This is a genomic window from Aureimonas glaciei (assembly GCF_014643375.1).
GTDB classification, from domain to species: Bacteria; Pseudomonadota; Alphaproteobacteria; order Rhizobiales; family Rhizobiaceae; genus Plantimonas; species Plantimonas glaciei.
Genome location: NZ_BMJJ01000001.1, coordinates 780,740 through 806,156, shown reverse-complemented (window position 1 = coordinate 806,156; position 25,417 = coordinate 780,740). Strand labels below are relative to the sequence as shown.

14 protein-coding genes are annotated in these 25,417 nt (G+C 69.2%); 10 read left to right on the top strand and 4 right to left on the bottom strand.

Annotation, left to right across the window (positions count from 1 at the left end):
- Nucleotides 1–2: 2 nt before the first annotated feature.
- Both IEX88_RS03670 and IEX88_RS03665 read left to right on the top strand, forming a co-directional pair.
- Nucleotides 3–6,599 carry a translocation/assembly module TamB domain-containing protein gene (locus tag IEX88_RS03670; protein WP_244639822.1) on the top strand — a complete coding sequence of 2,199 codons (6,597 nt, stop codon included), beginning with the start codon at nucleotides 3–5 and terminating at the stop codon, nucleotides 6,597–6,599.
- A 223-nt stretch (nucleotides 6,600–6,822) separates the two neighbouring features.
- Entirely contained in the window at nucleotides 6,823–8,184 is a 1,362-nt protein-coding gene (locus IEX88_RS03665; RefSeq protein WP_188849175.1) for an NAD-dependent succinate-semialdehyde dehydrogenase, read from the top strand.
- 66 nt (nucleotides 8,185–8,250) lie between these two features.
- Here IEX88_RS03665 and IEX88_RS03660 read toward each other — a convergent pair whose 3' ends face one another.
- Nucleotides 8,251–8,607 carry a hypothetical protein gene (locus IEX88_RS03660; protein WP_188849174.1) on the bottom strand — a complete coding sequence of 119 codons (357 nt, stop codon included), beginning with the start codon at nucleotides 8,605–8,607 and terminating at the stop codon, nucleotides 8,251–8,253.
- Nucleotides 8,608–8,883: 276 nt separating this feature from the next.
- Here IEX88_RS03660 and pgi point away from each other — a divergent pair, with 276 nt between their 5' ends.
- The 8 genes from pgi to IEX88_RS03620 all read left to right on the top strand — a co-directional run bounded on the left by pgi (nucleotide 8,884) and on the right by IEX88_RS03620 (nucleotide 22,199).
- Nucleotides 8,884–10,527 carry a glucose-6-phosphate isomerase gene (pgi, locus tag IEX88_RS03655; RefSeq protein ID WP_188849173.1) on the top strand — a complete coding sequence of 548 codons (1,644 nt, stop codon included), beginning with the start codon at nucleotides 8,884–8,886 and terminating at the stop codon, nucleotides 10,525–10,527.
- A 70-nt stretch (nucleotides 10,528–10,597) separates the two neighbouring features.
- Complete coding sequence (locus tag IEX88_RS03650; protein ID WP_188849307.1) at nucleotides 10,598–13,054, top strand: glycogen/starch/alpha-glucan phosphorylase; 2,457 nt, start codon at nucleotides 10,598–10,600, stop codon at nucleotides 13,052–13,054.
- 260 nt (nucleotides 13,055–13,314) lie between these two features.
- Entirely contained in the window at nucleotides 13,315–14,583 is a 1,269-nt protein-coding gene (glgC, locus tag IEX88_RS03645) for a glucose-1-phosphate adenylyltransferase (RefSeq protein ID WP_188849172.1), read from the top strand.
- A complete protein-coding gene (gene glgA, locus IEX88_RS03640; protein ID WP_188849171.1) occupies nucleotides 14,580–16,034 on the top strand; it encodes a glycogen synthase GlgA in 1,455 nt (484 codons plus the stop codon). The genes glgC and glgA overlap by 4 nt, the downstream gene beginning before the upstream one ends.
- Nucleotides 16,031–17,659 carry an alpha-D-glucose phosphate-specific phosphoglucomutase gene (locus IEX88_RS03635; protein WP_188849170.1) on the top strand — a complete coding sequence of 543 codons (1,629 nt, stop codon included), beginning with the start codon at nucleotides 16,031–16,033 and terminating at the stop codon, nucleotides 17,657–17,659. The genes glgA and IEX88_RS03635 overlap by 4 nt, the downstream gene beginning before the upstream one ends.
- A 25-nt stretch (nucleotides 17,660–17,684) precedes the next feature.
- Nucleotides 17,685–19,763, top strand: a complete 2,079-nt coding sequence (glgX, locus tag IEX88_RS03630) for a glycogen debranching protein GlgX (RefSeq protein WP_188849169.1) — start codon at nucleotides 17,685–17,687, stop codon at nucleotides 19,761–19,763.
- 117 nt (nucleotides 19,764–19,880) lie between these two features.
- The gene (gene mutL, locus IEX88_RS03625; protein WP_188849168.1) at nucleotides 19,881–21,800 is read left to right on the top strand and encodes a DNA mismatch repair endonuclease MutL; all 1,920 of its coding nucleotides are present in this window, start codon (nucleotides 19,881–19,883) and stop codon (nucleotides 21,798–21,800) included.
- Nucleotides 21,801–21,962: 162 nt separating this feature from the next.
- The gene (locus tag IEX88_RS03620; RefSeq protein WP_188849167.1) at nucleotides 21,963–22,199 is read left to right on the top strand and encodes a DUF2093 domain-containing protein; all 237 of its coding nucleotides are present in this window, start codon (nucleotides 21,963–21,965) and stop codon (nucleotides 22,197–22,199) included.
- 12 nt (nucleotides 22,200–22,211) lie between these two features.
- Here the strand turns inward: IEX88_RS03620 and lpxK are convergent, their stop codons facing one another.
- From lpxK to IEX88_RS03605, 3 genes are read right to left on the bottom strand one after another with little or no spacing between them, the layout of a single operon-like run.
- Nucleotides 22,212–23,237, bottom strand: a complete 1,026-nt coding sequence (gene lpxK, locus IEX88_RS03615) for a tetraacyldisaccharide 4'-kinase (protein WP_308423820.1) — start codon at nucleotides 23,235–23,237, stop codon at nucleotides 22,212–22,214.
- A gap of 49 nt (nucleotides 23,238–23,286) precedes the next feature.
- Nucleotides 23,287–24,618, bottom strand: a complete 1,332-nt coding sequence (waaA, locus tag IEX88_RS03610) for a lipid IV(A) 3-deoxy-D-manno-octulosonic acid transferase (protein ID WP_188849165.1) — start codon at nucleotides 24,616–24,618, stop codon at nucleotides 23,287–23,289.
- Nucleotides 24,615–25,412 carry a lysophospholipid acyltransferase family protein gene (locus tag IEX88_RS03605; RefSeq protein ID WP_188849306.1) on the bottom strand — a complete coding sequence of 266 codons (798 nt, stop codon included), beginning with the start codon at nucleotides 25,410–25,412 and terminating at the stop codon, nucleotides 24,615–24,617. The genes waaA and IEX88_RS03605 overlap by 4 nt, the downstream gene beginning before the upstream one ends.
- Between the last annotated feature and the right edge of the window lie 5 nt (nucleotides 25,413–25,417).

Below are 25,417 nucleotides of genomic sequence, written 5' to 3'. Positions count from 1 at the left end.
CCATGAATTTCGGCCTCTTTCCGACCCGCCCGATCGTCGCACGCACCGGTGGACTCGTGCGCGCGGTGATGATGGCGCTTGTCGTCCTCGCCGGCCTCGGCGCCCTCGCCCGTCCCGCGGCGGCGCAGGATTTCCTGGCGCGGCAGATCGAGGGCCTGATCTCGACCGACACGATGCAGGTGAAGATCGACGGCCTCAGCGGCGCGCTGTCGGGGAACCTGCGCATTTCGAGCGTCACCGTCGCGGATGCCCAAGGCGTGTACCTGACCGCCCGCGACCTCGCGATGGACTGGTCGCCGCTGGCGGTGATCCGCTCGCGCGTCGCGGTGGAATCGCTGACGGCCGGGCAGATCATCCTGGAACGTCTGCCGGAAAGCCCACCGGCCGATCCCAATGCCAAGCCCTCGTCGGGCCTGCCCAACATCACCGCCGATATCCAGAAGATCGCCATCAACGAATTCGTGCTGGGCGAGGCCATCGCCGGCGTCCGGGCCCGGCTCTCGGCCAGCGGCAAGCTCGTCCTCGACAGCGACCCGACGAAGCTCGACGTCGCAATCGGCGTGAAGCGCCTCGACCAGCCCGGCGACATCGCCGCAACCCTCGTCTTCGCTCCCGAGGAAAACCGGCTGGAGATCAAGGTCGATGCCAGCGAGCCCGCTGGCGGCCTCGTCGCGACGCTTCTGAAGCTGCCCGGCGCCCCGCCGGTAGCGCTCACCGTCAACGGCTCGGGCCCGCTCGGCGCCTTCATGGCCAATGGCGCGCTCACCGTCGACGGCGAGCCGGCCGCGACCCTCACCGCCAAGGTCGACGACGTCGCCGGCGGCCGCCGCATCGGCGCCGCGCTGCAGGTCGCTGCCGAACGCTTCGTGCCCGAGGCCTACAAGGCCTATGCCGAGGGCGGCGCCAATCTCGACGTCCAGGCGGTGCTGCGCGACGACGGCGTGGTGGCGATCGACCGGGCGCAGCTCGCCTCCGGCCAGATTACCGCGACGGTGTCCGGCACGCTCGACCGCGCCGGCCCGCAGACCGCGCTCGACCTTGCCATCGCCTCCCGCGACGGCGGCTCGATCCCGCTGCAGTTCGGCGCCGAGGACAGCCGGACGATCATCGACATCGCCTCGCTGAAGGGCAGGATCGCCGGCGCACTCGCCGCCGCCAATGTCGACCTGACGGCGACGCTGCCGACCGCCGGCTACGGCGCCTATGTCGCGACCGACCTCACCGCGCATGCCGTCTCGGCCGACTTCGATCTCGCCGACCTCGCCGGCCCGCTGCAGATCGAGCTCGCCGCCGCCTCCGTCGCCGCGCCCGACGGCACGGCCAAACGCTTCCTGTCCGGACCCGTCACGATTGCCGCCAATGGCGCGCTCGGCGAAGACGGCATCACCCTCAGCCAGAGCCGGATCGCCACCGAGGTCGCCAATGCCGCGATCACCGGCACGGCGGCGATGAATTTCTCGACCTTCGACCTGACGCTGTCGAGCGACTTCGACACGCTGGCCCTGTCGGCCGCGCTCGTCCCGCTCGCCGGCGACCGGCTGCAGGTTGGCGGCCGCGTTGCCCGGGACGCCGCCGGCGCCCTGGCGGCCGAAAACCTCGCCATCACCGGCACCAGCCTCAGCGTCACCGGCAGGGCCGGCCTTGCCGGTGGCCAGATCAGCGCCGACATCGCCGGCTCGATCGATGCCGCCAGCGGCGAGGATGCCGCGATTTCCGGCAAGGCCGACTTCGCGCTGACGGCTTCGGGCCCCTCCGACAAGCCCGATGTCGACGTGACGCTGACCAGCCAGGGGCTGAAGGTCAACGGCCGCGAGCTGGCCGACCTCAAGGTCGAGGCGCGCGGCGATTTCGCCTCGGCGGCGCCCGCCGGTTCCGTCGCCATTTCCGGCACGCTCGACGGAAAGCCGCTGTCGGGCACCGCCCGGCTGGAAACCCTGCCCTCCGGCGAGCGGCGCATCTCCGATCTCGCCATCCGCCAGGGCGCCAACGCCATCACCGGCGAGCTGACGCTGGGCGAGGCCCTCGCCCCGGTCGGCACGCTGACCGTCGACGTCGGCGATATCGGCCCGCTCGCCGCCCTGGCGCTGCAGCAGATGAGCGGCGATCTCGACGGCACGATCGCGCTGTCGGTCGTCGACGAATTTCCTGTCGCCAAGGTCGATCTCGCCTCGCGCGAGCTCGCGGTCGCCGGCAACACGCTGTCCGGCGTCGCCATCGACCTCACCGTCACCGACTATCTCGGCCAGCCCTTTCCGGACGGCTCGATCCGCGCCGACACCATTGTCGCCGGCGGCGCGACCGTGGACGGGGCGGAGATCCTGCTCACCCGAAAGGGCGAAGTCACCCAGGTCGACGCCAAGGCCCGCGCCAATGGCGTGCCCGTGGCGCTTTCCGGCCAGGCGAAGATCGCCCCGACCGAAACCTCGGTGGCGCTCGACACGCTGACGGCGGCGATCGAGAACGCCGCCGTCGCTCTGCAGCAGCGCGCCACGGTGCGGATCGCCGACGGCGTGACGACGCTCGACGGCCTCAGCCTGTCGGTCGGCGAGGGTACGCTGGCGCTGACCGGTTCCGTCGGCCCGAGCTTCGACATCCAGGCCGAGATGACGAATGTCCCGGCCGCCGTCGCCAATCCCTTCGTCACTGATCTCCAGGCCGCCGGCACGGTGTCGGGCAGCGCGGCGGTGACGGGCGCCGCGGCCGAGCCGCAGGCCCAGTTCGACGTTAGGGCAAGGGACATCGAGACGCGCCACACCCGCGCGGCCGGCATCGCCCCGGTGCAGGCCGTGGTCGGCGGGCGCTATGCCGGCGGCGCGCTGGCGCTCGACACGGCCGACATTTCGCTCGGCGACGGGCGCATTTCCGCCACCGGCACCGCCGGCGACACGCTCGACGTCACCGTCATCTTCGACGCCATCCCGGTGTCGCTGGCCAACGGATTTGTCGACGGCATCGACGCTGCCGGCACGATCTCGGGCACCGCCAGGGCCACCGGCACGCTCGCCGCGCCGGAAGCGACGTTCCAATTCGACGGACAGAACATCACCGCCGCGGAGGTCGCCGCTGCCGGCGTACCGCCGATCGCCCTCACCCTCGACGGCAGCTTTGCCGGGAAGACGCTGACGCTCGGCACCGCGCGCGCGACGCTCGGCGACGCCTCGCTGGAGGCCACCGGCAGCGTCGGCGAGGCGCTCGATCTCAGGGTCGCGATGACGGCCCTCCCCGTGGCGCTCGCCAACGGCTTCGTGCCCGGCCTCAACGCCACCGGCACCCTCGACGGAACGGTGACGGCGACGGGAACCCCGACGCAGCCGCAAGCCGTCTTCGACATCACCGGCTCGGGCATCACCACCGAGGCGATCGCCGCCGGCGGCATCCCCACGGTCGAGCTGCGGCTCGCCGGCAGCTTTGCCGACGGCACCGCACGGCTCGAGACGGGCGTCGCCAATATCGGTGCGGCCTCGCTGACGGCCACCGGCACGGTCGGCGAGACGCTCGCCCTCGACGTCGCGATGAACGCCCTCCCGGTCGGCCTCGTCAACGGCTATCTGCCGGACCTCAAGGCCGAGGGCACGCTCTCCGGCACGGCCAAGGCGACGGGCACGCTGTCCGATCCGCAGGCGACCTTCAACTTCGCCGGCACCGGCATCACCGCCGAGCAGATCAAGGCGTCCGGCATCGCGCCGCTCAGCCTCGACCTTGCCGGCAGCGTCGCCGATCGCACCGCGACGATCGAGACCGCGCGCGTCCTTGTCGGCGACGGCAGCCTCACGGCCACCGGCACCGTGGGCGACGCGATGAACCTCGACGTCGTGCTGAGCGAAATCCCCGTCGGCCTCGTCAACGGCTTCGTGCCCGGCCTCGACGCCACCGGCGCGCTCTCCGGCAACGCCAAGGCGACGGGCTCGCTCGCCGACCCCCAGGCGACCTTCACGCTTCGCGGCACCGGCATCACGGCACGTCAGGTCGCCGACGCCGGCATCGCACCCATCGAACTGGCCGTCGACGGCAGCTATGCCCAGGGCACCGCCACCATCGGAACGGCTCGCGCCGACATCGGCGACGCCTCGCTGACCGCGCGCGGCACGGTCGGCCAGGCGCTCGATCTCGACGTCGTGCTCGACGCCCTGCCCGTCGGCCTCGTCAACGGCTACCTCCCCGACCTCAAGGCCGCCGGCACGCTGTCCGGCACGGCCAAGGCCACGGGATCGCTCGCCGATCCGCAGGCGACGTTCCAGCTCACCGGCCGCGGGATCACCGCCGAGCAGGTGCGCGCCTCCGGCGTCGCGCCGATCGATCTCGACGTCGCCGGCACCTATGCGAAGGGCACGGCGACGCTCGACACCGCCCGCGCCGCGATCGGCGACGGCTCGATTGCTGCGACCGGCACGGTCGGACAGGCGCTGGATCTGTCCGTGACGCTCGACCGGCTGCCCGTCGGCCTCGTCAACGGCTTTGTCCCGAACCTTAAGGCAACGGGCACCCTGTCCGGCTTGGCCGAGGCGACAGGGTCGATCGCCGATCCCCGCGCGACCTTCAACCTCACAGGCAGCGGCATCACCGCCGAAGCGGTGCGTGCCTCCGGCGTCGCGCCAATCGATCTCGCGGTGGCCGGCAGCTATGCCGGCGGCACCGCCACGCTCGACACCGCCCGCGCCGAGATCGGCGAGGGATCGCTGGTCGCGACCGGCACGGTCGGTCAGACGCTCGACCTCGACGTCACGCTGGATCGCCTGCCGGTCGGCCTCGCCAACGGCTTCGTCCCCGATCTCGGCGCGCAGGGCACGGTGTCCGGCACGGCCTCGGCCGAAGGCTCGCTCACCAGCCCCAATGCCGTCTTCGATATCCGCGCGGCAGACGTGTCGGTGGCGCAGACGCGCGCCGCCGGCGCACCGGCCATCGCGGCCGTCGCCAAGGGCAGCTACCGCGATGCGCGGCTTGCCATCGAGACGGCCCGTGTCGACGTCGGCGGCGGCACGATCACCGTTGCCGGCAGCGCCGGGAACGAGCTCGATCTCACCGTCGGCATCGCCGACCTACCCGCCTCGCTCGCCAGCGCCGCGGCAGCCGGCATCGACCCGCAGGGCACGATCAACGGCAGCATCCGCGCCACCGGCCCGGCCAGCAATCCGGCGGCGACCTACGATCTCCGCGTCTCCGGCCTCTCGCTGGCGCAGACGCGCGATGCCGGCGTCGGCCCGCTCGACCTCACCGCCAATGGCCGCTTCGCCGACCAGAACCTGACGCTCGACGCCAATCTCGCCGGCAGCGGGCTCGCTTTCACGGCGGGCGGTTCGGTCGGCCTCGCCGGCACGCCACAGCTCGACCTCGCTTTGAACGGCACCGCGCCGCTCGCCATCGCCAACCGCATCCTCGCCGAAGGCGGCCGCTCGGTGGATGGCACCGTCCGGGTGGACGCCACCGTCACCGGTCCGGCCTCGGCGCCCAACGTCAACGGTACGGTCTCGACCGCCGGCGCGAGCTTCACCGACACCGGCCTCAATCTGGCGATCAACGACATCACGACCACCATCGCGCTGACGGGCCAGACGGCGACGATCCAGTCCTTTTCGGCCCAGCTCGCCGCCGGCGGCACGATCTCGGTCAGCGGCACGGTCGGGCTGGCGAACGGTTTTCCCGCCGACATCACGGTCCGGATCGCCGAGGGTCGCTACAATGACGGCGAGCTCCTGGCCGCGCGCCTCAATGCCGATCTCACCCTCACCGGGCCGTTGACGGGAAGCCCGCTGCTCGCCGGCACGATCAATGCCGCGTCCATCAACGTGCTGGTGCCCGAGCGCCTGCCGACTTCGCTCGCCCGCATCGACGTGCGCCACCGCGATGCCCCCGAGGCTGTCCTCCGGCAGCAGCGCGCCATCGCGCCGAAGGGATCGAAGGGCGCCTCCTCGGCAGGTCTCGCCCTCGATCTCACCTTCAATGCCCCGTCGCGCGTCTTCGTGCGCGGCCGCGGCCTCGACATCGAGCTCGGCGGCTCGGTGAAGATCACCGGCCCCGCCTCCTCTCCCGCGGTCACCGGCGGCTTCGAACTGCAGCGTGGCCGCTTCATCATCCTGTCCAACCGGCTCGACTTCGAGCGTGGCCGGCTGACCTTCACCGGCGACCTGATCCCGACGCTGGATCTGGTGGCCACCTCCGACTCGGGCGGCGTGACGGTGACGATCGCCGTCACCGGGCCGGCCAACGATCCAAGCTTCAACTTCTCCTCGACGCCGGCGCTGCCGCAGGACGAGGTGCTGGCGCGGCTGATCTTCAAGCAGGGCACGGCGAACCTCTCGCCGCTGCAGATCGCCCAGCTCGCCGAAGCGGCCGCGCAGCTGGCCGGCGTCGGCGGGTCGAGCGGCCTTCTCGACAATCTGCGCTCGCAGCTCGGCGTCGATGATCTCGACATCAAGACCAATGCCGACGGGCAGACCGCCGTCGGCGTCGGCAAATATCTGAACGACAACACCTATGTCGGCGTGGATTCGACCGGCCGGGTGTCGATCGACCTCGACCTCGGCAAGGGCCTGAAGGCCCGCGGCGCCGTGACGGCCACCGGCGGCGGCGAGGTCGGCGTGTTCTACGAAAACGAGTACTGAGCCGGCCCGGGCGGGCGAGCCGGCCCCCTCTCGAACCCGGTCTTTGCGGCGCGTCGGGCCGGCGGACCTCGCGCCGCCGCGCGGCCCATCCGGCAGCTGGACCCGATGTTTCGGGCACCCGGCTCTTGATCCCTGGCACCCCGCATGCATCTTGCCGAGCGAGAACGGGGATCGGCACCCTTGCCGGACCTCCTCCCCGTGCAGACAGGATTGGAGCCCGACGATGGCCAAGAGCATCAACCCCGCCAATGGCGAGACCATCGCCGACTACCCCGAGCATTCGAACGCCGACATCGAGCAGGCCCTCGCCAGCGCCGACGATGCCTTCCGCAGCTGGCGCCGGACGCGCTTCGCCGAGCGCACGGCGCTTCTCCTGCGGGCCGCCGATCTTCTCGACGAACGCCGCGACCGTCTCGCCGAGATCGCCACGCGCGAAATGGGCAAGCGGCTCGCCGAGGCCCGGGCCGAGGTGGAGAAATGCGCCGCCGGCTGCCGCTTCTATGCCGAGAATGCCGAAAAATTCCTCGCCGACGAGGTCCGCGAGGGACCGGCCGGGCGCAATTTCGTCGCCTACCGGCCGCTCGGCCCGGTGCTCGCCGTCATGCCGTGGAATTTTCCCTTCTGGCAGGTGTTCCGCTTTGCCGCGCCAGCGATCATGGCGGGCAATGTCGGCCTCCTGAAGCACGCCTCCAATGTCAGCCACTGCGCGCTCGAGATCGAGAAGATCTTCACCGATGCCGGCGCGCCCCATGGCGTGTTCCAGACGCTGATCATTCCCTCGTCGAAGGTCGAGACGATCATCGACGACGCCCGCGTCAAGGCGGCGACCCTCACCGGCAGCGAGCCCGCCGGGCGCGCGGTCGCCGCGCAGGCCGGCCGCCAGCTGAAGCCCGTCGTCCTCGAACTCGGCGGCTCCGACCCCTTCATCGTCATGCCCTCGGCCGATCTCGCCAAGGCGGCCGAGGTCGGGGTCAAGGCGCGGATGCAGAACAACGGCCAGAGCTGCATCGCCGCCAAGCGCTTCATCGTCCATGCCGATGTCTATGACGACTATCTCGAGCGCTTCCGCACCCGCGTCGACGCCATGACGGTCGGCGATCCCATGAGCGACAAGACGGACATGGGCCCGCTGGCCACGTCGAAGATCCGCGACGAGCTTGCCGAGCAGATTTCGAAGAGCGTCGCCATGGGCGCACGGCTCGTCAGCGGCGGTTCGGTGGTCGAGGGGAAGGGCAACTTCTACCAGCCGACGATCATCGCCGACATCCCGGCCGAGGCGCCGGCCTATCGCGAGGAGCTGTTCGGGCCCTGCGCCATCTTCTTCAAGGTGGACTCGATCGATGCGGCCATCGATTTGGCCAATGACAGCGATTTCGGCCTCGGCAGTTCCGCCTGGACGAACGAGCCGGCTGAGCAGGAGCGCTTCGCCCGCGAGCTCGAAGCCGGGGGTACCTACATTAACCGCATGACCGCTTCGGACCAGCGGCTGCCCTTCGGCGGCATCAAGAACTCAGGTTTTGGCCGCGAACTTTCGCATGAGGGCATTCGCGAATTCGTCAATGTGAAAACCGTGACGATCGATTGAGCCGGATAGGGAAAGGGGCACCGGTCGGTCGACCGGTGCCCCTTGAACGCGAAGGTTATTTCGGAATCAGGTGGTACGGTCGTAGATGACAACCTGGCCGTTCGGCTGGACCGAGATGGCCCCAATCTCTTCGACCGCGACGCCCTGCTTGGCCAGTTCTTCACCGAGACCCGGATTGGCGTCGATGGTGCGCTGGATGTCGGCCGGGGTGGTGTTGGTATTGGCCGTCGTCGCTACCGTGCCGTCGGAGCTGCGATCCTCCGTCTGCATCTCGCCGACGGTGCGCCGCACGATTGTGTAGCTCCCGGTGGTATCGGTCGTGCTCGACATGGCGCCGGCAGGGGTTGCCTCCTGCGCCACTACGGCGGTGGGCAAAATGAAAGCGGCGACGGCGCCGGCGAGAATCAGGCTACGGGTGGTCATGATCGATCTCCGTTCTTTAGCGGTGCGCCGGCTGCTGTCTGCATCGGCGCTTCGCAAGGGAAACCCGCCCACCGCTGCCTCGTTCCCTAACACTTTGATAATCCGTTGACTTACCCGTGAGGTGGGCAAATTCCAGGAACCTCGATGACGGTCGGTGAGGCGCGTCCCGTGGCGAATTCTGCTTCCAAGCTATCGATCATTGCGGCGATTGCCTTTACTCTTTCGGAATCGCTGTGACAGACAGGCGTGAGGCAACACAGCGCGAGAGAATTTCTGATGACGGACCGCTCGGAGCCCAGCCCGGCCATTCAAGACCTCATTCGCCGCGGCGAAGCCGCCCGCAGAGAAGGCATCGGCTCTAGGTTCGCCGCTGATCCCCAGAGGTTCGCGACCCTGTCGGCGCGGCTCGACGACCTCCTCCTCGATTTCTCCAAGACCGCATTGGGGACGGAAGACATGCGCGCGCTGCTGGATCTGGCGAACACCGCCGAGGTCGAAGGCAAGCGCGACGCGATGTTTGCCGGCGCAGCGGTCAATGCCACCGAAGGCCGCGCCGTGCTCCACGTCGCCCTGCGCGGTCATGTGGGGGATGGGTTTGCCGTCCACGGCGCGCCGGTCGGACCGGCGGTGGAAGACGTGCTGCAGGCGATGGGACAGTTCTCGGCGTCGGTCCGCGACGGCACGATGACCGGCGCCACCGGGAAGGCCTTCACCGATGTCGTCAACATCGGCATCGGCGGCTCCGACCTCGGCCCGGCCATGGCGACTTTGGCCCTCGCGCCGTTTCACGACGGCCCGAAGACGCATTTCGTCTCGAACGTCGATGCGGCCCACATCGCCGATACGCTGCGCCGTCTCGACCCGGAAACGACGCTGTTCATCGTCGCCTCCAAGACCTTCACCACCATCGAGACGATGACCAATGCCGCGGCTGCCCGAGCCTTCGTCGCCGATGCGCTCGGCGAGGACGCGGTGGCCGCGCATTTCGTCGCCGTCTCAACCGCCCTCGACAGGGTCGCCGATTTCGGCATCGACGCCACCCGCGTGTTCGGCTTCTGGGACTGGGTCGGCGGGCGCTACTCGATCTGGTCGGCCATCGGCCTGCCCTTGATGCTGGCGATCGGCCCGGAGAATTTTCGCGCCTTCCTGAACGGCGCCCGGGCGATGGACCGGCATTTCGCCACCGCGCCGGCGGGCGAGAACCTGCCGATCCTCTTCGGCCTCATCGGCTGGTGGCATCGCGTCGCGCAGGGCTACGGCGCACGGGCCATCCTGCCCTACGACCAGCGGCTGGCGCGCTTTCCTGCCTATCTCCAGCAGCTCGACATGGAATCCAACGGCAAGCATGTCGGTCTCGACGGGCAGCGGACGCCGACCGCGACCGGTCCGCTGGTCTGGGGCGAGCCCGGCACCAACGGCCAGCACGCCTTCTACCAGCTGCTGCACCAGGGCACGGACACGATCCCGGCGGAATTCATTCTCGCCGCCAACGGCCACGAGCCGGCGCTGTCGCACCACCACGACCTTCTCGTCGCCAACTGCCTCGCCCAGAGCGAGGCGCTGATGCGCGGCCGCAGCCTGAGCGAGGCGCGCAGCCAGCTGCTGGGCAAGGGCGTCGACCCCGCGGAAGCCGAGCGCATCGCTCCCCATCGCCAGTTCGACGGGGACCGGCCCTCGATCACCATCCTGCATGCCCGCCTCGACCCCTATACGCTCGGCCGCCTGATCGCTCTCTACGAGCACCGCGTCTTCGTCGAGGCGCAGCTCTTCGGCATCAATGCCTTCGATCAATGGGGCGTCGAACTTGGCAAGGAACTTGCAACCGGACTTCTGCCCGTCGTCACCGGTGAGACCGATGCGACCGGGCACGACAGTTCGACCGCGGGCCTTGTCGCCGCCCTTCATGCCATGAGGAACTGAGATGACATCCGCTCTCGATACGCCGCGCCCGTCCTCGCACTCGGCCGACGCGGACGACGACACCACCCTGATGGCCCCGACGCCGCAGCGGCGCCAGAACGACAGCGCGACCTTCGCGTCGGAAATCCTGGAAAAGCTCACCTACGCGATCGGCAAGAACCCCGCCGCCGCCCGCCGCCATGACTGGCTCGAGGCGACGACGCTGGCGGTGCGCGACCGGATCATCGATCACTGGCTGGAATCCAACCAGAAGACGACCGAGAGCGGCGAGAAGCGCGTCTGCTATCTCTCGATGGAGTTTCTCATCGGGCGCCTCTTGCGCGATGCGATCAGCAATCTCGGCCTGACGCAGTCGGTGACCGAAGCCCTCGCCGTCTACGATGTCGAACTCGACATGATCGAACTGCTCGAGCCCGACGCCGCCCTCGGAAATGGCGGCCTCGGCCGCCTCGCCGCCTGTTTCATGGAATCCATGGCCTCGACCGGCGTTCCCGCCTTCGGCTACGGCATCCGCTACGTCCACGGCTTCTTCCGCCAGGAGGTCGTCGACGGCGAGCAGGTGGAATTGCCGGAAAACTGGCTGATGCACGGCAACCCCTGGGAGTTCGAGCGGCGCGAGAATTCCTACGAGATCGGCTTCGGCGGCAAGGTCGCGGCGATCGACGAGCCCGGCAAGCCGCCGCGCCAGATCTGGCGCCCGGGCGAGCGGGTGCTGGCCGTCGCCTACGACACGCCCATCGTCGGCTGGCGTGGCAATCATGTGAACACGCTGCGCCTCTGGAGCGCGCAGTCGCTCGACCCGATCCTGCTCGACGCCTTCAATTCGGGCGACCATATCGGCGCGCTGCGCGAGGCCAACAAGGCCGAGGCGATCACCCGCGTGCTGTATCCGGCCGATTCGCACCAGGCCGGCCAAGAGCTGCGGCTGCGGCAGGAGTACTTCTTCTCGTCGGCCTCTCTGCAGGACATCATCCGCCGCCACCTGAAGGCCTACGGCACGCTGCATAACCTGTCCGACAAAGTGGCGATCCAGCTGAACGACACCCATCCGGCGGTCTCGGTTGCCGAGCTGATGCGCCTCCTGATCGACGTCCACGGCTTTGCCTGGGACGAGGCCTGGACGATCACCCAGGCGACCTTCTCCTACACCAATCATACGCTGCTGCCCGAGGCGCTGGAGACCTGGCCGATCCACCTTTTCGAGCGGCTCCTGCCGCGCCAGATGCAGATCATCTACGCCATCAACGCCCAGACCATCCGCGAGGCCACGCAGAAGGGTCTCGACGGCGGCAAGATCACCGCCATCTCGCTGATCGACGAGAACAACGGCCGACGCGTGCGCATGGGCCAGCTCGCCTTCGTCGGCTCGCATGCCATCAACGGCGTGTCGGCGCTGCACACCGAGCTGATGAAGGAGACCGTGTTCCACTCGCTGCACGAGCTCTACCCCTCGCGCATCCAGAACAAGACGAATGGCGTGACGCCCCGGCGCTGGCTGATGCAGGCCAATCCCGGCCTGACCGCGCTCGTCACCGACGCGATCGGCCCGGCCTTCCTCGACAATGTCGAAAAACTCGCCGACCTCGACGCGCTGGCCACCGACGCCGCCTTCCGCGAAAAATTCATGGCGGTGAAGCTCGAGAACAAGCAGCGCCTGGCCAAGGTGATCGAGGAGCGGCTCGCCATCTCCGTCGATCCCGGCGCCATGTTCGACATCCAGGTCAAGCGCATCCACGAATACAAGCGCCAGTTCCTCAACATCATCGAGGCGATCGCGCTCTACGACCAGATCCGCTCGCATCCCGAGCGCAACTGGCAGCCGCGGGTGAAGATCTTTGGCGGCAAGGCGGCGCCGAGCTATGCGCAGGCCAAGGAGATCATCCACCTGATCAACGACGTCGCCCGGGTGGTGAACGCCGATCCGTCGGTGCAGAACCTTCTAAAGGTGGTGTTCATCCCGAACTACAATGTGAGCCTTGCCGAGATCATCATGCCGGCGGCCGATCTGTCGGAGCAGATCTCGACCGCCGGCCTTGAGGCCTCGGGCACCGGCAATATGAAGTTCGCCCTCAACGGCGCGCTGACCATCGGCACGCTCGATGGCGCCAATGTCGAGATGCTGGAGCATCTGGGCGAGGAGAACATCTACATCTTCGGCCTGACGGCGGCGGAAGTCGCCGCGAGGCGGCGCGAGGCGCATAGCGGCCGCTCGATCATCGAGAACTCGCGCCTTCTGCGCGAGGCGCTGGATTCCATCGTCAAGGGCGTGTTCTCGCCCGACGGGCAGGAGCGCTATGCCAGCCTCGTCTCCAACCTCTACAACAATGACTGGTGGATGATCGCCGCCGACTTCGAGGCCTACTGGCAGACCCAGCGCAAGCTCGACGACCTCTGGCAGGACACGCCGTCCTGGGGCGAGAAGGCGGTGCGTAACACCGCGCGGATGAGCTGGTTCTCCTCCGACCGGTCGATCCGCGAATACGCCAAGGACATCTGGCGCGCGGGGCCGGGCGCGCCCGCCTCCTGAAGCTCTGGCGGGCCGACAGCCGGCCCGCCTCTCCCCCCGGGGGACCCATCCTAAAAAGCTGTGACGATCGAAGCCGTCGATTGCGCCGGCACAATCTTTGCCCTTAGGTCTGACCTTTGTGGAAGCCTCCGGCGGCGGCGCTATCTGTCTCGTCGGGCCGCCGACCAGACAGGACGTCGGAGAATGTAAAGCGGCCGGAAAAAGGGGAACCGGTCGCAGCGACACGGCTCCCCGCGGGCAATCTGGGAGGACTTTCGCAAATGACCGATCGCAAGCGCCACGCGCCGATATCGCGCGACACCATGGCCTATGTGCTTGCCGGCGGGCGCGGCAGCCGGCTGATGGAAATGACCGACAACCGCGCCAAGCCCGCGGTCTATTTCGGCGGCAAGACGCGGATCATCGATTTCGCTTTGTCGAACGCGATCAATTCCGGCATCCGCCGCATCGGCGTCGCCACCCAGTACAAGGCGCACAGCCTGATCCGCCACCTGCAGCGCGGCTGGAACTTCCTGCGCCCCGAGCGCAACGAGAGTTTTGACGTGCTGCCGGCGAGCCAGCGCGTCTCCGAGGACCAGTGGTATGCCGGCACGGCCGACGCCGTGTACCAGAACATCGACATCATCGAGGACTACGCGCCGCAGTACATCATCATCCTGGCCGGCGACCACGTCTACAAGATGGACTACGAGATCATGCTGCAGCAGCATGTCGACACCGGCGCGGACGTGACCGTCGGGTGCCTGGAAGTGCCGCGCATGGAAGCCGTCGGCTTCGGCGTGATGCATGTCGATGAGACAGGCCGCATCACCGACTTCGTCGAGAAGCCGAAGGACCCGCCGGCCATCCCCGGCCGCCCGGACACCGCGCTGGCCTCGATGGGCATCTACGTCTTCGAGACGAAATTCCTGATGGACCAGCTGCGGCGCGACGCCGCCGACCCGAAATCGGCGCGCGACTTCGGCAAGGACATCATCCCGCACATCGTCCGCCACGGCACCGCCCAGGCGCATTCCTTCAACCTCTCGGTCGTCCTGTCGGAAAACGAGCACGACGCCTACTGGCGCGACGTCGGCACCGTCGACGCCTACTGGCAGGCCAATATCGACCTCACCGACGTCGTGCCGCCGCTCGACATCTACGACCGCAACTGGCCGATCTGGACCTATTCCGAGATCACCCCGCCGGCGAAGTTCGTCCATGACGAGGAGGGTCGGCGCGGCCAGGCGATCTCCTCGCTGGTCTCGGGCGACTGCATCATCTCGGGCGGCAGCCTCCGGCGCTCGCTGCTGTTCACGGGCGTTCGCCAGCGGTCCTATTCCAGCCTCGACCATGCCGTCGTGCTGCCGCATGCCACGATCGGGCGCAGCGCAAGGCTGACGAATGTCGTCATCGATCGCGGCGTCGACATTCCGGACGGCCTCGTCATCGGCGAGGATCCGGTGCTCGACGCGCAGCGCTTCCGGCGCACGGAGTCAGGCATCTGCCTCGTCACCAAACCGATGATCGACCGGCTTACCTATCGATGACATCGACTGTTCTCTCCGTCGCCTCGGAGGTCTATCCACTGATCAAGACGGGGGGCCTGGCGGACGTCGCCGGCGCCCTGCCGCTGGCCATGGCAGCGCGCGGCGTCGCCATGCGCACCCTCATGCCCGGCTATCCCGACGTCATCGCCCGCATCGGCGCGGCGGACAGCGTGCTCGCCATTCCCGAACTGTTCGGCGGGTCGAGCCGGATTCTGTCGGCCAGAGTCGAGGGGCTCGACCTGCTCGTCCTCGACGCGCCGCATCTCTATGCCCGCAGCGGCGGACCCTATGTCGGCGCCGACGGGCAGGAATTTCCCGACAACTGGGCGCGCTTCGCCGCCCTGTCGAAGGCCGGCGCCCTGGTGGCAGAGGGCGCGATCGAGGGCTACCGCCCGGACGTCCTGCACGCGCATGACTGGCAGGCAGCGCTCGCCCCGGTCTATCTCGCCTTCTCGGCCGGTGCGCGCCGGCCCAAGACCGTTCTGACCGTGCACAACCTCGCCTTCCAGGGCAGCTTTCCCTTCGACGTCTTCCCGCGGCTCGGCCTGCCGAATGCCGCCTGGTCGCTCGAGGGCCTCGAATATTACGGCAGCGTCGGCTTCCTGAAGGGCGGACTGCACGCCGCCGACGTCGTCACCACGGTCAGCCCGACCTATGCCGAGGAAATCCTCACCAGCGCCGGCGGCATGGGCCTCGACGGCCTGCTGCACGGCCGCGGTGACCGGCTGGTCGGCATCGTCAACGGCATCGATACCGACATCTGGAATCCGGCGACCGACCCCGACATCGCCCGCAACTACACGGCCCGGACCCTGAAGGCCCGGCGCGCCAACAAGCGCGCCCTGGAGACCGAGTTCGGCCTGGCCCGCGACGATAGCCCGATCCTCGCCGTGGTCAGCCGGCTGACCTGGCAGAAGGGCATGGACGTGCTCGTCGGCCTCTGCGACGAGATCGTCGCCATGGGCGCGCGGCTCGTCGTCATCGGCTCGGGCGACCGCATGATCGAGGGCGGCTTCCTCGCCGCGCATGCGCGCCATCCCGGCCGCATCGGCGTGCGCATCGGCTACAGCGAGGTGCTGTCGCACCGGCTCCAGGCCGGCGCCGACGCGCTGCTCGTGCCCTCGCGCTTCGAGCCCTGCGGCCTGACCCAGCTCTACGCCCTGCGCTATGGCTGCATTCCCGTCGTCGCGCGGGTCGGCGGGCTTGCCGATACGGTGATCCACGCCAATTTCGCGGCCATGGCGGCGGGCGTTGCCACCGGCGTGATCTTCGCGCCCGTCGCGCATGATCCGCTGCGCGAAGCCGTGGCCAAGCTGATCCGGCTTTACGACGACCCCGTGCTCTGGCAAGCCATGCAGAAGCGCGGCATGGCAACCGATGTCGGCTGGGACGTCAGCGCCGCCCGCTATGCCGCTTTGTACCGCGACCTGACAGGGGAAGTGTCACCATGATCGAGACCGTCGCGACGAAGCCTTTCGACGACCAGAAGCCGGGCACGTCGGGCCTGCGCAAGAAGGTCGCGCATTTCTCGCAGCCGCATTATGCCGAGAATTTCCTGCAGTCGATCTTCGATGTGGCCGAGCGTGGCCCCGGCGCGACGCTGGTGATCGGCGGCGACGGCCGCTATTTTAACCGGCCGGTGATCGAGAAGGCCATCCGCATGGCCGCCGCCAACGGTTTCGGCCGCGTCGTCGTCGGCCAGAACGGCCTGCTGTCGACGCCCGCCGCCTCCCATCTCATCCGCCAGCGCAAGGCCGCCGGCGGCATCGTCCTGTCGGCCAGCCACAATCCCGGCGGTCCGGACGGCGATTTCGGCATCAAGTACAACATCGGAAATGGCGGCCCCGCCCCCGAGGCGATCACCGAGGCGACCTTCAAGCGCTCGCGCACGCTGCAGGAATACAAAATCTCGGACGCGCCGGCGCCCGACCTTTCGGTCGTCGGCGAGACAACGATCGAGGCGATGGTGGTCGAGGTCGTCGATCCCGTCGCCGACTATGCCGAACTGATGCAGACCCTGTTCGACTTCGGCAAGATCCGCGCCTTGATCGCCGGCGGCTTCACCCTCTCCTTCGACGCCATGCACGCCGTCACCGGCCCCTATGCCAAGACCATTCTGGAAGGCCTCCTCGGCGCCCCCGAAGGCACCGTCGTCAACGGCGTTCCGCTGGAGGATTTCGGCGGCGGCCATCCCGATCCCAACGCCGTGCACGCCGCCGAGCTGATCGCCCGGATGATGGGCCCGGACGCGCCGGACTTCGGCGCGGCCTCGGACGGCGACGGCGATCGCAACCTCATCGTCGGCCGCGGCATCGTCGTCTCGCCGTCCGACTCGCTCGCCATGCTCGCCGCCGACATCCAGCGCGCGCCGGGCTATACCCAGGGGATCACCGGCATCGCCCGATCGATGCCGACCAGCCAGGCGGCCGACCGGGTCGCCGCCAAGCGCGGCGTGAAGCTCTACGAGACGCCGACCGGCTGGAAGTTCTTCGGCAACCTGCTCGACGCCGGCATGGTGACGATCTGCGGCGAGGAGAGCGCCGGCACCGGCTCCGACCATGTGCGCGAGAAGGACGGGCTGTGGGCCGTGCTGCTCTGGCTGAACATCCTCGCCGACCGCAAGGAGAGCGTGAAGGCGGTGGTCGAGGGTCACTGGCAGGAATTCGGCCGCACCTACTACCAGCGGCACGACTATGAGGAGATCGATTCCAAGGCCGCCGAGGGGCTGATGGGCTCCTTGCGCGACCGCCTCGCCTCGATGTCCGGCCAGCGCTTCGGCACGCTCGTGGTGTCGGAGGCCGACGATTTCTCCTACAAGGATCCGATCGACGGCTCGATCTCGACCGGCCAGGGCGTGCGGATCCTGTTCTCGGGCGGCGCCCGCATCGTCTTCCGCCTGTCGGGCACCGGCACCAAGGGCGCGACCTTGCGCGTCTACATCGAACGCTTCGAGCCGGACGCCGCCAAACACGATATTGCACCGCAAGAAGCGCTCTCGGAACTCATCGATACAGCCGATGTTATCGGTGAGATCACCAAACGAACCGGTCGGTCGGCGCCCGACGTGATCACCTGACGCCTCACCTCCTGACGGGACTTCCATGTCAAACACCATCACGGCCGAACGCGGCAAGCCCGCCGAACTCGGCGCGACGCTCGACGCCGACGGCATTCACTTCGCCGTCTACTCCGAAAATGCCGATGCCATCGAAGTCTGCCTCTTCGACGAAGCAGGGACGCAGGAAACCGACCGCCTGACGCTGGAAGGCCTCGACGGCGAGGGCTTTCGCTACGGTTTCGTGCCGGGCCTTGCCGCCGGCACCCGCTACGGCCTGCGCGCCAAGGGTCCCTACGCCCCGCAGGAGGGGCATCGCTTCGACTATTCGAAGCTCCTCGTCGATCCCTACGCCATCCAGCTCGACCGTCCCTTCATCTACCAGCCGGGCCTGACTGCCCCGCCCGAGCGCGAGCTCGACAGCGCCGCCTTCATCCCGCGCGCGGTGGTGATCGATCCCGCCCGCGACGCCTCGCCTTTGCCCTTCGCCGCGCCCGGCCTCACCTACGAGATGTCGATCCGCGCCTTCTCGCAGCGCAATCCCGACGTTTCCGCCGAACTGCGCGGCACCGTGGGAGCGCTCGCCGAGCCGCATTTCCTCGACTATCTCGAGCGCGTCGGCATCGACACGGTCGAATTCATGCCGCTCGCGGCGTGGATCGACGAGGGGCATCTGATGCTCAACAACCTGACGAATGCCTGGGGCTACAACCCGATCACCCACATGGCGCCCGATCCGCGGCTGTCGCCGGGCGGTCTTGCCGAGGTCCGTCGCGCCGTCGAGGCGATGCACGAGCGCGGCATCCGCGTCCTCCTCGACGTCGTCTTCAACCATTCCGGCGAAGGCTCGGAAGTCGGCCCGACGATCTGCTATCGCGGTCTCGACAACCTGCTCTACTACCGTCATCCCGACGGCCAGCCGGAGTTCATGATCAACGACACCGGCACCGGCAACACCTTTGCCACGCACAAGCCGCCGGTGGCGAAGATGTTCGTCGACGTGCTCAGGACCTGGGTACAGACGACCGGCATCGACGGCTTCCGCTACGATCTCGGCACGGTTCTCGGCCGCCTGCCGGAGGGCTTCAGCCACGACGCGCCCTTCTTCAAGATGGTCGCCGAGGACGAAGTCCTGAAGGACCGCATCCATGTCGCCGAGCCCTGGGACGTTGGTCCCGGCGGCTACCAGGTCGGAAACTTCCCGAAACCCTGGTTCGAGTGGCAGGACAAGTTCCGCGACGACGTGCGCAAGTTCTGGAAGGGCGAGGACGGCATGATCGGCGCCCTGGCGACGCGCCTCGCCGGCTCGGCCGACCTCTACAACCATGACGGCCGCAAGCCCTCGGTCGGCGTCAATTTCCTCGCCGCGCATGACGGCTTCACCCTCGCCGACATCGCGATGTACGAGGAGAAGCACAACGAGGCGAACGGCGAGGACAACCGGGACGGCCACAACGACAACCATTCCTGGAACAACGGCGTTGAGGGCCTGACCGACGATCCCGCGGTCATCGAAGCCCGCGGCAAGGACATCCGCGCCATGCTGGCGACGCTGCTCGTCTCGCGCGGCAATCCGATGATCGTCGCCGGCGACGAGTTCGGCCGCACGCAGGGCGGCAACAACAACGGCTATGCCCAGGACAACGAGATCACCTGGCTTGACTGGGAGCACGCCGACGAACTGCTGATCGACTTCACCGCCAAGCTCGCCAAGCTGCGCAAGGCGCATCCGGCGCTGAACGCCGATGCCTTCCTGACCGGCGACACGGTGAAGGGCGGCGACATGCCCGACGTCGTCTGGCTGCGCGAGGACGGCGAGGCGCTGTCGGACGACGACTGGAACGACGGCAGCCGGCGGTTCCTCGGCATGAGCGTCTACGCGCCGCGCGAAGACGACCAGGAGACCGAGAGCGAACGCGCGGTAATCTACATCAATGGCGGCCATGACGACGCCACCGTGCGCCTGCCGGCGCCGCGCGAGGGCGCGCATTTCACGCTCTACGTCCAGTCCGACTGGCCCGACATCGAGCCGCGCGTCGTCGACCACGAGGCCGAGTTCGTGGTCAAGGCGCGCTCGGTGTTCATCATGCTGGAAGAGCATGGTGCCCTGGAAGACCAGGACTGAACGGAGCTTCTTCACTGGCGGGTTTGATCCCGCCGGTCCGAGCGACTAGTTTCGATCACCTGCCCGGCCCGCCGGGCGGGTGATTTTGTTTCCAGCCCTGCCCGAGCGCCCATCCCCATGTCGATCCGCCAGCTGTCCGAGACCGTCATCGACCAGATCGCCGCCGGCGAGGTGGTCGAGCGGCCGGCGAGCGTCGTCAAGGAACTGGTCGAGAACGCGCTCGATGCCGGCGCGACGCGCATCGACATCGTCACGGCAGGCGGCGGCAAGAGCCTGATGCGCATCACCGACGACGGCACCGGCATCGCCGTGGGCGACCTGCCCTTGGCGGTGCGCCGGCACTGCACCTCAAAGCTCCTCGACGACCTGCATGCCATCGAGACGCTCGGCTTTCGCGGCGAGGCCCTGCCCTCGATCGGCTCGGTCGCCAAGCTGTCTCTGCGCTCGCGCCAGGCGGGCGCCAGCGACGCGCACGAGATCCTGGTCCATGCCGGCCAGGTCGACGGTCCGCGCCCGGCGGCGCTCAGCCGCGGCACGGTGGTCGAGGTGCGCGATCTCTTCCATGCCGTGCCGGCGCGGCTGAAGTTCCTGAAAAGCGAGAAGGCCGAGGCCGCGGCGATCACCGACGTCATCCGGCGCATCGCCATCGCCTTTCCCGATGTGCGCTTTTCGCTTGCCGGCAGCGACCGGACGGAGACGGTGTTCGAGGCGGCGAGCCCGATCCGGCGCATCGGCGCCGTCGTCGGCCAGGATTTCGCCGACAACAGCCTGGCGATCGACGCGGCGCGCGAGGACGTCCGGATCGAGGGTTTTGCCGGCCTGCCGAGCTTCAGCCGCGGCAATGCGCAGTTCCAGTATATCTACGTCAACGGGCGGCCGGTGAAGGACCGCCTTCTACTCTCGGCGCTGCGCGGCGCCTATGCCGACGTGATGGCGCGGGACCGCCACCCGATCGCGGTGCTGTTCATCACCATCGACCCGCGCGCCGTCGACATCAACGTCCACCCGGCCAAGGCCGACGTGCGCTTCCGCGACCCGGGCCTGGTGCGCGGCCTCATCGTCGGCGCCATCCGCGAGACGCTGGCACGCGCCGGCCTGCGCGGCTCGACCGAGGGCGCCGCGGGCCTCCTCGGCCGCTTCCGCCCCGGCGGCCAGGCCGAGGGCTTCGCCGGGCCGGGCGCCGGCGGGACAGGGTGGGAGGTCGGCGGCCTCAGCTGGAACGCCCGCGATCCGCAACGCGCCGCCGCCACGGGCTTTGGCCAGGGCGCGCAGGCCGCCTATGCGGCGGAACGGTCGCCCTTCCGTCCACTGGACGGCGCCGAGGCCGAGATCACGGGGCGCCCGCGACTGGCGGAGGAATGGTCCTTTGCCGGACTGCCGCCCGCGGCGCGCGCGCCCGATACGCGGCCCGATGCCCCGTCCGAGGGCGACGGGCGGGCCGCCGACACGCTCGCCGACTATCCGCTCGGCGCAGCGCGGGCGCAGCTGCACGACGCCTTCATCGTCTCCGAGACCCGCGACGGCTTCGTCCTCGTCGACCAGCACGCCGCGCACGAGCGGCTCGTCTACGAGGCGCTGAAGACGGCGATCCATGCCCGGCCGCAGCCCGCGCAGATGCTGCTGATTCCCGAGATTGTCGACCTCCCGGTTGAGGACGCCGACCGGCTGGCCGAGCAGGCGCCGTCCTTCGAGCGCTTCGGCCTCGTGCTCGAGCGCTTCGGGCCCGGGGCGGTGGCAATCCGCGCGGTGCCGGCGATCCTCGGCAAGGTCGATGCGCCGGCGCTGGTGCGCGATCTCGCCGACGAGCTCGCCGACTGCGAGACCGCCGACAAGCTTCTGCAGAAGATCGACCACGTCGCCGCCACCATCGCCTGCCATGGCTCGGTGCGCGCCGGCCGGACGCTCAAGCCGGAGGAGATGAACGCGCTCTTGCGCCAGATGGAGACGACGCCCGGCGCCGGCACCTGCAACCACGGACGGCCGACCTTCATCGAGCTGAAGCTCGCCGATATCGAGCGCCTGTTCGGCCGGCGCTGACACGATCGCTCGGGGCCGGACCGGGGCCACGGCGTGCCGGAATGCCGCGCGCCGAGCCAGAACCGGGCAAGCCGCGACCGCCGCGGCGTTGACTTCGGCGGCCGTTGGATGTTTCACGGGCGGAAGAACCGATGCGGCCGGGCCGCGACGAAGGCAGCGACGATGATGAACCGCATGGACAGCGCCGGCGAGGCCCGGCTGAAATATCTCGACGGCGACTTCGCCATCCTCGTGCCCGGGGCCTTCGTACGCTGCGCCGTCACCGGCGAAGCGATCCCGCTCGACATGCTGCGCTACTGGAGCGTCGCCCGCCAGGAGGCCTATGTCGACGCCGCGACCTCGCTGAAGCGCGAGATGGAAGCCAATCCGAAACTGGCCGCCCGGTTGAAGCAGGCCTGATCCGCCGCAAGGTCAGCGGCGGTCGCGAAAGGCCGCCATGGTTTCCCGGATGAGGCGCTCGGCCAGGGACGGCGGATCGAAGACGAGGTCGATGTCGAGCACGGCAACCGTCTCGGCAAAGGCCTTCGCCGCCGCGCCGCCCGCCTTCAGCCGCACGACGTCCTTGCGCGTCGTGACCAGCAGCAGCCCCTCCCGGTCCGCCCTCGCCGCCAGCGCGTCCCGCTCGGCGGGCGTGAAGGCATGGTGGTCGGGAAAATCCTCTGTCGCGACGACGTCGGCGCCCAGCGCCTCCAGACTGCGGTAGAATTTACCGGGATCGGCGATGCCGGCGAAGGCGAGGAGCCGCCGGCCTGCGAAGGTCGCGGCGTGGCGCGGCACCAGTTGCGCCTCGTGCACCGGCTTGCCGCCCTTGGCGGCGCCGCGGATCGCCGCTTCGCCGGCCTGGCCGCGGCCGATGACGAGGACGGCGTCGGCACAGCGGATCTGGTCGACGAGCGGCGCGCGCAGCGGACCGGCCGGCACGACACGGGCATTGCCGAGGCCGCGGCCGGCATCGACGACGAGGATCGCCTGGTCGAAGCGCAGGCGCGCCGACTGAAAGCCGTCGTCCATGATGACGAGATCGCAGCGGGCCTCGCGCCGGAGCAGCTCGGCGCCGCGCTTGCGATCGACGGCGATCGCCGTCGGCGCGAGCCGGGCCAGAAGCATGGGCTCGTCGCCGACGCCGCCGGCGTCGTGGCGGGCAAGGTCGACCAGAAGCGGCCCGGCGAGCGCGCCGCCATGGCCGCGCGACAGGAAGCCGGGCCTCAGGCCCATGGTCAGGGCGGCGCGGCCGAGGGCGAGCGCCGTCGGGGTCTTGCCGCCGCCGCCGACGGTGAAATTGCCGACGCACAGGACGGGCAGACCGACCTCCGCCCGCTCGCCGTGGTCGAGGCGCCAGCGCGCCGCCGCGCCATAGGCCACGGCGAGCGGCGACAGAGCCAGCGCCCGCCAGCCCGGCCGGGTCCACCAGAAGCCGGGGGACCGTGCCGGGATCACCGGTGGGCGCTCGCCGGCAGGGTCTCGGGCGACAGGTGGCGGTGCCGGATCATCGCGGTCCGCCCGTCCTGTCGCCATGGCCGTCGAGGCCCATGGAGAGGCGCAAGGGGTTCAGAAAGGGGTCGAGCGCCTGCATGGTGCGGGCCAGCCCGCCCTGCATCTCGCCGACGGTGCGGTCGGCCGCGCTGATCATCCGGTGCCGGAGGTCCGGCTGGCTGAGAAGCTGTCCGACGAGGTCGCGCAGCATGGCCTCGTCCTGCACCAGCCGCGCGCCGCCGTTCTTCAGGAGCCGCTGGTAGGAATCGCGGAAATTCTGCACGAAGCGGCCGGACAGGATCGCGGTCCCGAGCATGGCCGCCTCGAGCGGGTTCTGGCCGCCCTCGGCCGACAGCGAGCGGCCGACGAAGGCGATCTCGCTGAGCCGGAGATATAGACCCATCTCGCCCATGCTGTCGCCGAGAAGAATGTCGGTGTCCGGTCCGGGGAGGACGCCGGCGGAGCGCCGGACGACCTTCAGCCCCTTGGCGACGAACGTCTTCTCCAGCGCGTCGGCGCGTTCGGCATGGCGGGGCACGATGACGGTGAGAAGCCGCGGGTGCAGCGGCTTCAGCGCCGAATGGACGGCGGCGGCGATGTCCTCCTCGCCGGCATGAGTCGACACGGCGGCCCACACCGGCCGCGCGCCGATCGCATCGGTGAACAGGCGCAAAGTGAGCGGGTCGTGCGGCGGCGGGCTGGTATCGGCCTTCAGATTGCCGGCGACGCTGACGGTGCGCGCGCCGAGGAGATGGTAGCGCTCGCCGTCGATGTCGGACTGCGCCACTACGTGGCTGAGGTTTTCTAGCAGCGCCTCGGCCAGCGCCGGCGCCGCCTTCCAGCGGCGGAAGGAGCGGTCGGAGAGGCGGGCATTGACGAGGATCTGTGGAATGCGCCGGCGGCCGAGCTCGAGCATGGTCATCGGCCAGATCTCGCTTTCCGCCACGATCGCCACGTCCGGATGCCAATGGTCGAGAAAGCGCGCGACGGAGGGCTTGAGGTCGAGCGGGACATATTGGTGGATGACGGTCCCGGCGAGCCGCTCGCGCACAAGGGCGGCCGAGGTCACCGTCCCCGTGGTCATGACGATCTGGATGTTCTGCGCCGCGATCTGGCGCACCAAGGGCGCCACGGCCGAGCTCTCGCCGACGCTGGCGGCATGGACCCAGACCAGCGGGCCGGCCGGCCGCGCCGCGCCGGCAAAGCCGTAGCGTTCCCGCCGCCGGCCGGCTTCTTCCTTGCCGTGCGCCGCGCGCCAGCCGACATAGGGCCCGAGCAGCGGATAGGCGATCGCCCCGGCGATGCGATAGGCCGTCAAGGCCGCCCTGGCCACCCCGTGGCTCATCGTCCCGCCTCCGCGAGCAGCGCCAGCGCCTTGGCATTGGCAGCCTCGATCGCCAGCGTGACGGTGCGGCGCACCGCTTCCATGCCTTCGGCGTCGATCCCGGCCGGAACATGGATCGGCTCGCCCAGCACCACGGCGAGCGTACCATAAGGCAGCGGGATGGTCGTCTTGTCCCAGGATTTCTCGACGACGTAGCGCCGCGACGTCACGGCGGCGGCCGGAATGATCGGGCGGCCGGACAGGCGCGCCAAAGTGACGATGCCGAGGCCCGCCTCGCGCGGCGTCCCCTTCGGCACGTCGGCGATCATGCACACGCCCGATCCCTCCGCCAGCTTTCGGCGCAGGACGATCAGCGCCCGGGCGCCGCCCTTCTCGGCCACCGCCTGGCGCACCCTGCCGCCCGAGCCGCGCACCGTGTCGATGCCGAAGCGCTCGACCACGCCGGCATTGATCTCGGCATCGGCATTGCGCGACAGCAGCGCGACATAGGGGAGCGTCTCCGGGCGGAAGAACGGGGCGAGGAGATGCTGCCCGTGCCAGAGCGCGACGATGGCCGGATGCTCCCTTGTCAGGATCGGCGTCCAGTCGCTCGAGCCGGGGGCCACGACCTGGGTGCGGCGGACGAAGCGCAGGGCGCCGTGGATGAGCCAGCCGGCGGCCTTCGTCACCGGCGGGCGCCGCAAAGCGCGCTGGCCGAGGCGCTTGACGCGGCGCGCAAGGCGGCTGCGACGCGTGCGCCCGCTCTCGCGCGGCTTCTCCGCCTGCTCGGGGGGGCCGATGTCGCCGGTCCGCATGATCA